This is a genomic window from Bradyrhizobium sp. IAR9 (assembly GCF_013408065.1).
Lineage (GTDB): Bacteria > Pseudomonadota > Alphaproteobacteria > Rhizobiales > Xanthobacteraceae > Bradyrhizobium.
In genome coordinates this window covers 300,401-314,768 of record NZ_JACBZW010000001.1, presented here as the reverse complement: position 1 = coordinate 314,768, position 14,368 = coordinate 300,401, and the positions used below count along the sequence as shown (strand labels likewise).

Annotated in this window: 8 protein-coding genes; 2 read left to right on the top strand and 6 right to left on the bottom strand. The window is 63.7% G+C overall.

Annotated features, from left to right (window positions below; translation table 11 throughout):
• Positions 1 to 120: 120 nt before the first annotated feature.
• Positions 121 to 3,894, bottom strand: a complete 3,774-nt coding sequence (locus tag GGD67_RS01415; RefSeq protein ID WP_179730607.1) for a vitamin B12-dependent ribonucleotide reductase — start codon at positions 3,892 to 3,894, stop codon at positions 121 to 123.
• A gap of 761 nt (positions 3,895 to 4,655) precedes the next feature.
• Between GGD67_RS01415 and GGD67_RS01410 the strand changes: the two genes are divergently transcribed.
• Positions 4,656 to 5,552 (top strand): DMT family transporter, encoded by an 897-nt coding sequence (locus GGD67_RS01410; RefSeq protein ID WP_179730606.1) that lies wholly within the window; start codon positions 4,656 to 4,658, stop codon positions 5,550 to 5,552.
• A 19-nt stretch (positions 5,553 to 5,571) separates the two neighbouring features.
• Here the strand turns inward: GGD67_RS01410 and GGD67_RS01405 are convergent, their stop codons facing one another.
• Together GGD67_RS01405 and GGD67_RS01400 are read right to left on the bottom strand one after the other, a co-directional pair.
• Entirely contained in the window at positions 5,572 to 7,371 is a 1,800-nt protein-coding gene (locus GGD67_RS01405; RefSeq protein WP_179730605.1) for an adenylate/guanylate cyclase domain-containing protein, read from the bottom strand.
• Positions 7,372 to 7,379: 8 nt separating this feature from the next.
• Complete coding sequence (locus GGD67_RS01400; protein ID WP_246784236.1) at positions 7,380 to 8,330, bottom strand: ABC transporter substrate-binding protein; 951 nt, start codon at positions 8,328 to 8,330, stop codon at positions 7,380 to 7,382.
• A 587-nt stretch (positions 8,331 to 8,917) separates the two neighbouring features.
• Between GGD67_RS01400 and GGD67_RS01395 the strand changes: the two genes are divergently transcribed.
• Positions 8,918 to 10,495 (top strand): sensor histidine kinase, encoded by a 1,578-nt coding sequence (locus GGD67_RS01395; RefSeq protein WP_179730603.1) that lies wholly within the window; start codon positions 8,918 to 8,920, stop codon positions 10,493 to 10,495.
• A gap of 93 nt (positions 10,496 to 10,588) precedes the next feature.
• Here GGD67_RS01395 and GGD67_RS01390 read toward each other — a convergent pair whose 3' ends face one another.
• The 3 genes from GGD67_RS01390 to GGD67_RS01380 form a co-directional block, all read right to left on the bottom strand.
• Positions 10,589 to 12,847 carry a CHASE3 domain-containing protein gene (locus GGD67_RS01390; RefSeq protein ID WP_179730602.1) on the bottom strand — a complete coding sequence of 753 codons (2,259 nt, stop codon included), beginning with the start codon at positions 12,845 to 12,847 and terminating at the stop codon, positions 10,589 to 10,591.
• Complete coding sequence (locus tag GGD67_RS01385; protein ID WP_018322990.1) at positions 12,844 to 13,266, bottom strand: response regulator; 423 nt, start codon at positions 13,264 to 13,266, stop codon at positions 12,844 to 12,846. Before GGD67_RS01385 ends, GGD67_RS01390 begins: the two co-directional genes overlap by 4 nt.
• Positions 13,267 to 13,634: 368 nt before the next feature.
• Entirely contained in the window at positions 13,635 to 14,300 is a 666-nt protein-coding gene (locus GGD67_RS01380) for a BA14K family protein (RefSeq protein WP_092262035.1), read from the bottom strand.
• Between the last annotated feature and the right edge of the window lie 68 nt (positions 14,301 to 14,368).

The window sequence follows — 14,368 nt, the reverse complement described above, 5'->3', positions numbered from 1 at the left end:
GTTGTAGAAGTTTGTGCGGCGCGAGACTTTGGCCGCACTCCAGTAGCGGGCAAAACCAAACGGGGCGCTCTAAGGAACGCCCCGCCGGTCTCGAAAGTAGTGTTCTACCGTTGGAGGGCTCTACGAACACCCCGTCGTGCTGCCGCACGTATCGCACTTCATACAGGTCCCATTCCGCACCAGCGTGAAGTTGCCGCACTCGCTGCACATCTCGCCTTCGTAGCCCTTGGCCTTGGCTTCCGCGCGCCGCTCGGCCTTGGTGGGGACGAGGGTCTGGGCGGTGCTGCCGGCCTTGCTCCATTGCAGCGCCTCGAGCTTCTCCGTGGGGGAGAGGTCGTGGGCGGCTTCCTGCTTCAGGGCGACGGCGCCTTCGAGGGCGTCGCCGACGCGGGCGCTGGGGCCGTGCGCGGCCAGCGCAGTCACCTTGCTGCCGCCGGTGGGGGCGCCGTCATTGCCCGGCGCGATCGCGGCGGAGCCGCCGCGCATCACGACGAGGTTGTCGGTTCGCGAGCGGGTGAGGCCGCGCGAGACCAGGCGGGTGGCGTGGTGGCCGCCGTCCTCGTCCGGCTCCTTGCCTTCCTCGACGCCCTTGCCGAGCGCGTCGAAGCCGGTCTCGTTGGGATCGACATGGGCGAGGTCGAAGCGCGACATGTAGCTCACCGCCAGCTCGCGGAAGACGTAGTCGAGGATCGAGGTCGCGTACTTGATGCTGTCGTTGCCCTGCACGGGGCCCGCCGGCTCGAAGCGGGTGAAGGTGAAGGCATCGACATATTCGTCCAGCGGCACGCCGTATTGCAGGCCGAGCGACACCGCGATGGCGAAGTTGTTGATGAAGGAGCGGAGCGCCGCGCCTTCCTTGTGCATGTCGATGAAGATCTCGCCGAGACGGCCATCGTCATATTCGCCGGTACGCAAGTAAACCTTGTGGCCGCCGACGACCGCCTTCTGGGTGTAGCCCTTGCGTCGGTCAGGCATCTTCTCGCGCTCGCGCATCACGATGATCCGCTCGACCAGCTTCTCGACGATCTTCTCCGAGACCTGGGCGGTGCGCGCCGCCATCGGCTTCTCGTAGAGGCTCTCGACCGCATCGTCCTCGTCCTCATCATCGCTGATGAGCTGCGAGTTGAGCGGCTGGGAGAGCTTGGAGCCGTCGCGATAGAGCGCGTTGGCCTTCAGCGCCAGCTTCCACGACAGCATGTAGGCGGACTTGCAGTCCTCTACAGTTGCGTCGTTCGGCATGTTGATGGTCTTGGAGATCGCACCCGAGATGAAGGGCTGCGCCGCCGCCATCATGCGGATGTGGCTCTCGACCGACAGATAGCGCTTGCCGATCTTGCCGCAGGGGTTGGCGCAGTCGAACACCGCATAGTGCTCGGCCTTGAGGTGCGGGGCACCTTCCACCGTCATGGCGCCGCAGATGTGGACGTTGGCCGCCTCGATCTCGCGCTTGGTGAAGCCGACGGCCTGGAGCAGGTCGAAGCCGGGGGCGGCGATCGCCTCGGCGCCGATGCCGAGCTGGTCGCGGATGAAGTCTTCGCCAAAGGTCCACTTGTTGAAGGCGAACTTGATGTCGAAGGCGGTCGGCAGCGCCTTTTCGACCTTGGCGATGGCTTCATCGGTGAAGCCCTTTGCCTTGAGGGTCGAGGCGTTGATGCCGGGCGCGTTGGAGAGCGAGCCGTGGCCGACGGCGTAGGCCTCGATCTCCGCGATATCAGCTTCGCGATAGCCGAGCGCGCGCAGCGCCGCGGGGACCGCGCGGTTGATGATCTTGAAGTAGCCTCCGCCGGCGAGCTTCTTGAACTTCACCAGCGCGAAGTCGGGCTCGATGCCGGTGGTGTCGCAATCCATCACGAGGCCGATCGTGCCGGTCGGCGCGATCACCGTGGTCTGGGCATTGCGATAGCCGTGCTGCTCGCCGAGCGCGAGCGCCGCATCCCAGGCCGCCTTGGCATGGGTGACGAGGTCTTGTTGCGGGCACGAGGCGTGGTCGAGCGGCACCGGGTTGACGCTGAGCGCCTCGTAACCGGAGGCCTCGCCGTGCGCGGCGCGGCGGTGGTTGCGGATGACGCGCAGCATGTGCGCGGCGTTCTTCTTGTAGCCGGGGAAGGTGCCGAGCTCGGCCGCCATCTCCGCGGAGGTCTTGTAGGTGATGCCGGTCATCACAGCGGTGAGGGCGCCGCAGAGCGCGCGGCCTTCCTTGCTGTCATAGGACAGGCCCATGGTCATCAGGAGGCCGCCGATATTGGCGTAGCCGAGGCCGAGCGTGCGGAACTCGTAGGAGAGCTCGGCGATCGCCTTCGACGGGAACTGCGCCATCATCACCGAGATTTCGAGCACGATGGTCCAGAGCTGGCAGAGGTGCTCGTAACCCCTGACGTCGAACTGCTTGGTTTCGGTGTTGTAGAAGGTCAGCAGGTTCGCGGAGGCCAGGTTGCACGCCGTGTCGTCCAGGAACATGTATTCCGAGCACGGATTGGAGGCGCGGATGTCGCCCGACGCCTTGCAGGTGTGCCAGTCGTTCATGGTGGTGTTGAAGTGCAGGCCCGGGTCGGCCGAGGCCCAGGCGGCGTAGCCAATCTTTTCCCAGAGGTCGCGCGCCTTCAGCGTCTTCGTCACCTTCTTGGAGGTGCGGGCGTTCAGATTCCAGTCGCCATCGGTCTCGACGGCGCGCAGGAAGTCGTCCTTCAGCGAGACCGAGTTGTTGGAGTTCTGGCCGGAGACGGTGAGGTAGGCTTCGCTATCCCAGTCGGTGTCGTAGGTGTCGAACTGGATGTCCTTGTAGCCTTGCTTCGCAAACTGGATGACGCGCTTGATGTAATTGTCAGGCACGAGGCTGCGGCGCGCGAGCTTGATTTCCCGGCGCAGCGCCGGGTTCTTCTCGGGGTCGAAGCAGTCGTCGCCCGAGCCTTCGCAATTGACGCAGGCCTTGAGCACCAGCTTGAGGTGCTTCTGGTTGATCTTGGATCCCGTGACGAGGGCGGCGACCTTCTGCTCCTCCTTCACCTTCCAGTCGATATAGGTCTCGATGTCGGGGTGGTCGACGTCGACGACGACCATCTTGGCGGCGCGGCGCGTGGTGCCGCCCGACTTGATCGCGCCGGCGGCGCGGTCGCCGATCTTGAGGAAGCTCATCAGGCCGGATGAGCGGCCGCCGCCGGACAGCTTCTCGCCTTCACCGCGCAGGCGCGAGAAGTTGGAGCCGGTGCCGGAGCCGTATTTGAACAGGCGGGCTTCGCGGACCCAGAGGTCCATGATGCCGCCCTCGTTGACGAGGTCGTCACCGACGCCCTGGATGAAGCAGGCGTGCGGCTGCGGATGCTCGTAGGAGGATTTCGAGCGGGTCAGCTTGCCGGTGAAGGGGTCGACGTAATAGTGGCCCTGGCCGGGGCCGTCGATGCCATAGGCCCAGTGCAGGCCGGTGTTGAACCATTGCGGCGAGTTCGGCGCGACCATCTGCATGGCGAGCATGTAGCGGAGCTCGTCGTAGAACGCCTGGGCGTCCTCGTCGGTCGAGAAGTACTTGCCCTTCCAGCCCCAATAGGTCCAGCAGCCGGCGAGGCGGTCGAACACCTGCTTTGCTGAGAGCTCGCTGACATAGCGCTCCTTCTCGGGCAGCGCGGCGAGTGCGTCAGTATCGGGCACGGAGCGCCACAGGAAGGAGGGGACGGATTCCTCCTCGACCTTCTTCAGGCGCGCGGCGACGCCGGCTTTGCGGAAATACTTCTGGGCGAGCACGTCGGAGGCGACCTGCGACCACTCGGTCGGGACCTCGACGCCATCAAGTTTAAACACGACCGAGCCGTCGGGATTCCTGATCTCCGACGTGGTCTGGCGGAAATCGATTCCCGCGTAAGGTGACTGTCCTGCCGTGGTGTGGCGCCGCTCAATCCGCATCGTCTTGCCCCGTCCTTAAGTTTTGACCGGTCCCGCCTCCGTTCAGGCGTGCCGGTCGACATTTCGTTTCGCGGCGCTGTCAGCCATTCGGCCTTTGGCACCGCAGTTCAGCCGGTGGATCCGGCTCTTGTTCTCCCGACGCGATGGCTCGATGCGCGCACCGATCATCCGCCGGCATGTCCAGACCCATCCGCCCCCAAGGGGATGGGCCCGACATGCGTTCAACGCCCCACAACGTTACTTCTACCGATGCCATTCGAGCCTTTTGCCGGCCCGTTCTGGCGCCCGAAAAGTCCCCCTTTCGCGGGCAGACAAGCCCTCATCCGCTGCCTTTGGCTGGCTTGGCGGAGTTGAGATTTGCGAGACCCTTTGGGGGAGTGCCGGCGGGACGCAAACTCACTCGCGCCGAACGGACCGAAAGCTAGGACTCTCCATTGCGCCCGTCAAGAACTAGTGCGAGTTCCTGAATCAAATACTAAATATGGTGGATTGCGGGGGATAACAGGGGGCAAGCCCGCGCCTGTTGTGGAGGCAAGTATCAGTGAGTCCTCAGAGATTCCCAACCGAAAAAATTTGCATCCCGTGGTGCTGCGGATGCTTCATCCCGCTGTTCACAGGGCAGGTATATTTTTGAGCGATGGGATTGCGTCAGCGGGACTCACGTAGCCCTACGGAAGGTGAGGGCAGGCATGCCCGCCGAGGTGGTGGCGAGAGGGGCGAATCCGGGCCAAGCTGAGGGTCGATTTTGCCGGACCACCCACATGCTTGATTCGACCCGCCGGGATGCGCGGCCGTGCATCGCCCCGGCCGGCCTGATGTTCCTTGCCATCACCTCGATCGGCTGGGGCTTCAATTGGCCGGTGACGAAATTCCTGCTCTCCGAGCTGCCGCCGCTGACGCTGCGCGGGGTGACCGGCGTGCTGGGGGCGGTGCTGCTGGCGGCGCTGGCGGTCATCCGCCGGCAGAGCCTCACGGTGGACCCCGCGATCTGGCCGCGCCTCCTCACCGCCGCCGTGCTCAACGTCACCGGCTGGATGGTGCTGATGGGCCTGGCGCTGCTCTGGCTGCCGGCGAGCGAGGCGGCGCTGATCGCCTATACGATGCCGGTCTGGGCCTCGATCATCGCCTGGCCGGTGCTCGGCGAGCGGCCGACCGTGCCGCGCACGCTGGGGCTGGTGATGGCCTTCGTCGGCCTCGCCTCGATCATGGGCGGCAACGGCATCGCCGCCAGCGTCGAGAAGCTGCCGGGTATCATCATGGCGCTGTGCGGCGCGCTGGGCTTTGCCGTCGGCACGGTGTTCTCGAAGAAGTACCCGATCCATCTGCCCCCGATCACGGCCGCGGCCTGGCAGATCGGCATCGGCTGCCTGCCGATCTCGATCATCGGCCTCCTGGTCGAGACCACGCATCTGTCCCAGGTGACGCCGGTCGGCTGGTGGCTCCTGGTCTATTCGACCGTGGTGCAGTTCTGCATCGCCTATGTCAGCTGGTTCGCAGCACTGGCCCGCCTGCCGGCCTCGGTCGCCGCGATCGGCACCATGGCGGTGCCCGTCATCGGCGTCGTCGCCTCCGCGATCGCGCTCGGCGAGCCGCTGGGGGCAGGGCAGATCGCGGCGCTGGTCTTCACGCTGGCGGCGGTGGTGCTGGCGACGCGTTAGCCGTCCGGACGCCGGGATATCAGTGGTCCTGAGGCTCTTTCTCCCGCCGGTGTTGTCCGGAGCCCGGCGATTTCGACCGCAGGTCAGCAGGTGCGACAGCAAAGACTTCGAGGGCCTGGTCGTAGCCTTTGATGGTCCGCTGTCCGAGCGATGCCAACGGAACGCTATCCCTTACCCTTCCAGCGATAGTGGGATCAGCCAGGATCTGTGCGTCCTTGGCGAGATTGCAGAGCCGCGACGCCAAATTCACCACGGCTCCCATCGCCGTGTAGTCCAGCCGACCGTTATAACCAACCGTTCCTACCGTTGCCGGTCCCATCGCAACGCCCACACCAAAGCCGATCGCGTGGCCGGCGTCGCACCATTTGCCGGCAAGGGACTGCACCGTCATTTGCAGGTCGATCGCGAGTCGAACCGCTTGAGTTGCCGGCTGATCGCATGCGACCGGGGCATTGACCAGGAGCATGACTCCGTCGCCGTCAAAGCCGATGAGCGTTGCCTCGTGACGAGTCGTCACGGCGCCGACGGCCTCGTAGTACTCTCGCATGACGGCCATGATGACATCGGGCTCATTGCGGGTGGAGAACGCCGTGAAGCCGCGTAAGTCGCCAAAAATGACAGCCACTTCGCGTCGCTGCCCTTCGAGCAGCTCATGAGAATGCTCGACCAGTTCGGCGACCTGTGACGGCAGGAACTGCTTCAGCCGTTCGATCCGCGCGGATTTCTGCTGCGAGATCGCCAGTTCAGAAGCCATTTCATTGAAGCGCAACGCCAGTTGCTGCAACTCGTCACCGCTGAAGATCTTGATGCGATGCTCGAATTGTCCGGTTCTGATCCGCTCCACGCCCTCTTCCAGTTGCTTGATCGGGCCGGACATTCTGTGCGCGCGCCAATAGGCGAGCGCCAGCGCGATGAGAACACCAAAGGCAATGAGAATTGACGAGCGCCACAACGCCGCGCGAATTGATGCAAAGGCTTCCGAGACCGGCTGCATCGCGATCACCGTCCATCCCACATCGGCGGCCTGAACGGATAGCGCCACCACCGGGTTGCCTCGGTCCCCGGTTATCACCGCCGCTCCGCTCGCCGCGCCGGCGAGATGCTTGATCCGGCCGAAACTGCCCGAGCTGGCGCGGCCGCGCAGGACCAGACTGATATCGGGATGTGCGATCAGATGACCGGAATCATCGACAACAATGGCGTAGCCGGTCTCGCCAATTCTAATGGCTGCGATGACATCCCAGATCAGCTTCAGATTGACCTCGGCGATCGCAACCCCCGCGGCCGGCAGGCTCCCGGCAACCGCGATCCTCATGTAGGGCTCTGAATCTCGCTGGTACTGAACCGGTCCATACCAAACCTTGTTGGCGCGTGCGCCCAGAACAGCGGGATCCGTAGACATATCAATGCCGCGCCCGGTCCTGTTCAGATGCAGCCTGGAAACAAAGACCCGTTCGGCACCGGTCTCATCCAGCAGCGAAACCGAAACGATTGCGGGCACCTGCTGGAGGAGGCGCAAGGCATCGATCTTGTGTTGCGCATCGTCTCCGACAGACCAGGGAAGCTGTACCATCCAACCCAGCTGATCTCGGATGCCATCGGTGAACGCCTCGATCCTGTCGGACGCCGCGCGGGCATCGGCCTGCAGCACCGCGCTGATCTGGCGGCGCTGGTCTCGGTAACCGAAAGAAGCCTCGACGGCCGCGCCGAGTATCAGAGGCACGACCGCAGCGACAAACAACGTCGCGAAGTACTTGCAGAACAGCGAGCGACGCGGGGGCATCGCACACGAAGAGGACTGCGCAGCACCGTCCGTCATAACTACTCTCAGGAGATCACCTTGCTGGCGCGAAACAGGATCGACGACACATCCAGGTCGATACCCAGAAGCCTGGCTGTCTTCAGATTGACTGCCAGTTCAAACTTCTCGGGGCGCATCACCGGAAGATCTGACGGATTTTCACCGCGCAGGATGCGATCGGCATAAGTGGCAAGCCGAAAATAGGTCGTGCGCTGGTTTGCGCCGTAACTCAAGAGACCTCCAGCGTCACAATATTCAGACCAGCCAAACATCGAAGGCAGCCGGTGCGCGATTGCAAACTCCGCAATCTTCGCACGATGCACCAGCGTCACGACATCGGGAAACACGAGGAGAGCGTCCGCGTCCACCTTGCCGGCAGCCATCAACCCATTCTCGATTTCGCGAGCGCCACAGAACGGAACGTAGGCTGCCTCAATGCCGAGCTTCCGGCACGACTCCAAAGTCGCACGCCATTCCAATGGCTCTCCCGGATGATCCGTGTTCGAGAAGACCGCCAGTTTTCGCAGCTTTGGATAAATGTCCTTGAGCAGCTCAACGCGCTTTCCTGCCAGCTCGAGCGACAGGAATGTGCTGCCGGTGAAATTGGTGCCGGGGTGAGCAAGGCTCTTCACCACACCCAAGGCGACGGGGTCACCGCTCAATGCAAACAGCACGGGGATGTCGGTGACCGCAGTCATGACGCGTGTCGCCGGACCGCTCGAGACCACAAGGTCGATATCCCCTCGCTGCAACTCGGAGACGATCTTGCGCAGTGCCTGCGGATTTCCAGGGGCATAATGCGTCTCGAAGGTTACGGTCTTGCCCTCGACGTATCCCAGCGCGCGCATTCCCTCGCGAAAGCCGTCCAGGAAGGGATCTGGTTGGGACTCGGTGGAGACCCAGAAGATCCGATGCAGCTTGGCTCCGCCCTGCGCCCGTGCGATCGCAGGCCAGGCCAGTCCGCCACCAATCAACAAGATGAACTCTCGTCTTCTCATGCGAGCACCTGTCGAAGCTGCGCCGTCAATTCCGGCCGCAGACCAAGATCCTAGCTGTGCATCTGATGACTGCGCTCGGTATCGCGCTCCGCAAGCGGACTGTCGCGACACCGGCTCCAACATTTGTCGCTGAGAGCATGCTCAGAGATTGGGTTGGTGAGACGATTTGTCCTTGAGGTGCGCTTGAGTTTTGCTTGAGACCGGCCCGATCGAGATCAAAACGGCCTTACTTGGTGCATAGCACGGTGTCTAAACACCTCGGACGCGGATCCAGGCGAGCTACGGCGTCTCAAGAGGACAACCGGAACTCACATCAGGAGCCAGTGCCCTCGACCTCTTATATGGTGTGATTGCAGCGCGCCTTCGGCAGTTCACGCCCTAGAGTACTCATCAAGGCAATGTCCGCTCCAGAGGGACGAGCGGAGATCTTCCGATCGGCCGGAGTACTACGGCTTGTGACCCAAGCCGGACGTTAAGCGGCTAGTCTGCGGCTGACTGGGCGAACCGCCCTTCCGTTCCGATGGCCAAGACAGATAAGATGCCCGCGCTCGACCCAGGGGCCGGAAATGACGCGCGTGGTAAAGACGGGCAACAAGGCAGCCAAGGCGAGAGCCCGCAGGAGAAGTTCGCCAAAAGATCGCAAATCGGCCAAGACCAAGCGCGGGATAGCCCCATCTGTCACTCGTCGCGAGGCAGCTTCGGTTGCCGATCTACAGGCGCAGCTTGAACGTCGGACTGTGGAGCTGGATCAAGCGCTAGAGCAGCAGACCGCGACTTCGGAAGTGCTGCAAGTCATATCCAGTTCGCCTGGTGAGCTTGGGCCCGTGTTCGAGGCCATGCTGGAAAATGCCGTGCGCATCTGCAGCGCCAGTTTTGGGACGCTGCTCCTATACGAAGGCGACAGGTTCCGGCGGGTGGCGCGAATGGCCGCGCAAAACGTGCCGCAATTGTATGCGCCCGACCAGGAAACGCCGCCACACTTCATCGCGCCGTTTGATGGGACGCCTTCGCTGGGGCGCCTCGTCGAGACCAAGGCGCTGGTTCACATTGCCGATATTGCCATCGAGTATCCCGACGATCTGATCTACAAGGTCGCCGCAGCCCGCACCGTTCTGATTGTGCCGATGCTCAAGGAGAGCGAGCTTATCGGCGCCTTTGCCGTCTACCGCAAGGAGGTGCAAGAGTTCAGCGACAAGCAGGTCGAGTTGCTAGAACATTTTGCGGCACAAGCGGTGATCGCCATCGAGAACACGCGGCTGCTCCGCGAGCTGCGCGAGCGCACTGACGATTTGACTCGTTCCCTCGACGACCTGCGCGCCGCGCAGGACCGCCTGGTGCAGACCGAGAAGCTGGCGTCGCTCGGTCAACTCACCGCCGGCATCGCCCACGAGATCAAGAATCCGCTCAACTTCGTCAACAATTTCTCCGCGCTCTCTGCAGAGCTCATCGACGAGCTGAACGATACGCTGAAAGCCGCTGCTCTGAACGACAAGCTCCGCGAGGAAGTCAACGAACTGACGAAGTTGCTCAAGGAGAATCTGGAAAAGGTCGGGCAGCACGGCAAGCGCGCCGACTCCATCGTCAAGAACATGCTGCTGCATTCCCGCGAGGGGCCGGGTGAGCAGCGGCCCGCCGACATCAATTCGCTGGTGGATGAAAGCCTCAATCTTGCCTACCACGGCGCACGCGCCGAAAAGCCCGGCTTCAGCATCACGCTGCAGCGCGACTTCGATGCGAATGCGGGTGCGGCCGAGCTGTTTCCGCAGGAGATCACGCGCGCGTTGCTTAATCTGATCTCGAACGGTTTCTATGCCGCGACTAGGCGAAAGGCCGAAGCAGCCGACGATACCTTTGAGCCTGTCCTTAGCGCTGCCACCAAGAACCTTGGCAAGACAGTCGAAATTCGGATTCGCGACAATGGTGTCGGCATTTCACCCGAAGTCAGAGAAAAGATCTTCGATCCCTTCTTCACCACTAAACCGGCCGGAGAAGGAACGGGGCTCGGCCTCTCAATGACCCATGACATCATTGTCAAACAACACGGCGGCAGGATCGACGTCGAGACCGAGCCTGGCGCTTTTACTGAGTTTATCATTACCCTGCCGCGCGGCAACGGCACCGCATCCGGCCCGCGGCCGGAATGATTGCTTATGGCCCTTCTCGGACCTCCTGTTATGTCCGCTACTGCGCCGTTGTTTGGGGGATAGGCGGACATCGCGGATTTATGAGTGCACGCGCTAGCTCGCCGTCATCGTCCCGCCGCCCAGCGCCTTCCTGATCATCTCGGCGAGTTGGTTTCTCCGATAGGGCTTGGTCAGCAGCATCACGCCGTCATCTAACTTGCCGTGATGGACGATGGCGTTGTCGGTGTAACCGGAGGTGTAGAGCACCTTCACACCCGGCCGCAGTTTGGCCACCTCGTCGGCAAGGTCGCGTCCGCTCATGCCGCCGGGGATGACGACGTCGGTGAAGAGGAGATCGAACGGCTGGCCGGCCGCGATCAATTCCAGCGCGGATTTGCCGTCGGGCGCGGCAACCGTCTTGTAGCCGAGGCTCTCGAGCTGCGCAGTGACGAAGTTGCGCACGAGGTTGTCGTCCTCGACGACGAAGATGGTCTCGGCGCCGCCTTCGGCCTGCGGGGCGTGGGCTGCGACGACGTCCGCCGTGCCTTCGCCCGGCGGCAGATAGAGCTTGATCGTGGTGCCGTGGTTTTCTTCGCTGTAGATCTTGATGTGGCCGCCGGACTGCTTGACGAAGCCGTAGACCATGGAAAGGCCGAGGCCTGATCCCTTGCCGACCTCCTTGGTGGTGAAGAAGGGCTCGAACGCCTTCTGCTGGATGTCGGGCGACATGCCGGTGCCGGTGTCGCTCACCGCGAGCATGACGTAGGGGCCGGCCACCACGTCCGCATGGGCCTGCGCATAGGCCTCATCCAGCACGACGCGGTGGGTCTCCAGCAGCAGCTTGCCACCGTTCGGCATGGCGTCGCGCGCGTTGATCGCCATGTTGAGCACGGCATTGGTGAGCCGGGACGGATCGATATGCGCGGTCATCGGCCCCTGTTCAAGCACGGTCTCGATCTGGATCTGCTCGCCGAGGGTGGGACGCAGAAGTTTCGCGATGTCCGCGATCGCGGCGTTGATCTCGACGTTGCGCGGCTGCAGCGGCTGCCTGCGCGCAAACGCGAGCAGATGCTGGATCAGCTCGGCGCAGCGCTCGGCAGCATCGTCGATCAGCCGCGCCGCGCGCTGGAGCTCGGGCTGCTGCTTCAGGCTCGCCACCAGCGTCTCGGTGTTGCCGGAGATCACGGTCAGCATGTTGTTGAAGTCGTGCGCGACGCCGCCGGTCAGCTTGCCGATCGCGTCCAGCTTCTGCGACTGGTACAGCTGCCGCTCGGTCTCGCGCGACATGGTGGCGTCGTGATAGACCAGCACCGCGCCCGTGATGTCGCCTTGCCCGTCCAGCATCGGCCGGCCGCTGATCATGAGATGGCGGGGAGCATTGCCGCTGTGCGGGCGGACGATCATCTCCAGATCCTCGAACTTCTCGCCGCGCAGCACGCGCACCGAGGGCAGCTCGTCGGCCTTCATCGGCGTGACCCCGTCGCCGTGAAACACATCTGACAGCGCGCGCAGATTGCGCAGGTTCATGCCGGCGCGATGCAGCAGCATGCGCTCCGCGGCCGGATTGGACAGCAGGACGTTGCCCTCGGCGTCGATGACCAGCACCGCCTCCGCCATGCTGTGAAACGTGCTTTGCAGCACGTTGACCGACAGGCGCAGCTCGTCATGCGCGGTCACCAGATGCTCGGTCCGCTCGGCCACCGCCGCTTCGAGGGCGTGCTTGGCGGCTTGTGTTTGCTCGAGCGTGGTCTGCAGCTGCACCGTGGCGCGCTGGCTCTCGCGCATCACCAGCGCCACCAGCAGCAGGATCAGCACGGCGCCGGCGACGTCGATGCCGAGCAGCACGATGCCGGTGCGACGTGAGTCCTGGGAGCGCGCGGTGAGCAGGCGTTCTTCATCCGCGCTCAGATGGTCGAGATTGCCCATCACCGTGTCCATCAGGCCGCGGCCCTCGGCCTTGCTGTTGAGCGCGGCAATGCCGGCCTGGTCATTCGCCGCGCGCAGGCGCATCGCTTCGGCGGCGATCTCGACCCGGCGCAGCGCCAGCGGTTCGGTGCCCTCCAGCAGCGTGACCTGATCGGGATTGTCGCGCACGCCGCGCTTCAGCTCGGCCAGCGCCGGTGCGATCTGGACCCGCACGCCCTGAAACTCGTCGGCGAGCGTTTGGCTGCGATAGAGTTCATAGCCGCGGGCGGCGCTCTCGGCGCGGCGCAGCAGCACGCGCAGATCGGAGATCTTCTTCTGCACCTGGACGGTGTGGTTGACCCACGCCGCGTCGGACCGCGACTTGACGTCGAGGGCGATCGAGGCCGCGGTGATGATCAGGAGGATGGCAAGTCCAGCACCGAGAATGACGCGCTGCGTTGGGATCAAGGGGCTTCTTTCTTGTCCTTCGGCTGTGCGCTCTCGCCCGGACCGGCGAGGCATTCCCGGATCGTGGTCAGCAGCGCTTCCGGCGTGAACGGCTTGCGCAGGCAGCGCGTTGCCCCGAGCTCCAGCGCCATGCGGAGGAAATCGGGAGAGGGCGAGGCGGATGAGGCGAAGGCATAGCCGGACATCGCGATCAGCGGAGTAGCCGGCGCGCGCTCGTGAAAGATGCGGATGGATTCGAAGCCGCGCATATGCGGCATGAAGATATCAACGAGCATCACCTCAAAGGCCTGCGCTTCCAGCGCAGCCAGTCCTGTTTCGCCGCCGTCGGCCAGCGTGACGTCGAAGCCCTGACGTTGGAGGAGGACCTCGATGGTCGCGCCGACCATCGGATCGTCATCAACCACGAGAATACGCGGCATGACACTTCCCAGTAATCGAAGTCCCCACTGTGATTGGTGATATCCGCGAATCGTGCCTCGGGTCAATTTTGGATTGGATCGGGGTAGATATGCACGGTGCGGTGCATAGGCTGCGGCGCGTGTTCCGTGCCTTATCTTGGGCCACGCGTCATCTATGCGTCATGGTTCGCGCGGGAGCGCACGCGGCACGCGAAGTGGGAGCAGCTTCGATGAAAGGTTGAAGCAAAGTCGAGGGGATCGCGAGGCCGAACGCGATCGGCAAGACGACTGGCGAAACTGCAGCGGCTCGCAGAACAGACATGGGCGGCGCCCGGCCATCACCGGCGCCGCCCATGAGGTTTGTTGCATCGTCGATTGTTCAGACCGTCTTACGGGCAGGGATGCCGCTGGCCGTCATAACCGAGATAGGTGCCCGAAGCCGGGTCGTATGACTTGTAGCGCCGCGCGCAATAGGCAGAGTCGCCGCCGCTATCCGGCACCACCGCCACGGTCGGCTCATCATAGTAGCTGTCGCCATAGTAGTAGGGGTCATCGTAATAGCCGCCGCCGTAATAGGCATACGAGCCGAGCCCGCCGATCGCCGCACCGGCCGCGAAGCCCGGCCAGAAGCCGCCGCGACGATGATGATGATGCCAGCCTCCGCCGCTCCAGTTGCCGCCGCGGCCTTGCCAGGTGCCGCTGTTGGCGGCTGCAAAGTTACGGCTGACGCCGCCGGTAAAGGACGTGCCGCCGCCCGGACGGACCGCTGGGCCGGCCGCGAAGCTGCCGCCACCTCCCTGCAACGCAGGGCCGCCGCCAACCCGTGCTCCGCCACCGAAACCGCCGCCACCCATGCGCGCGCCGCCGCCACCACCGAAGTGAGCGCCGCCGCCACCGCCACCGCCGATGTGAGCACCACCACCGCCACCGCCGACGTGGCCGCCACCACCGCCGCCACGGCCACCGCCGCCGGGCCCCTGTGCAAAGCTCGGTGAAGTCATGGGTAGAACGAGCGCCAGCGCTGCGGCGGCACTCAAAACTTTCAGACTTTTCATGATAAAACTCCTTTCCCGGAAGCAAACCCTATGAAAGGGCTGGAGTTCCTGGGATCACGCCGGTTTGC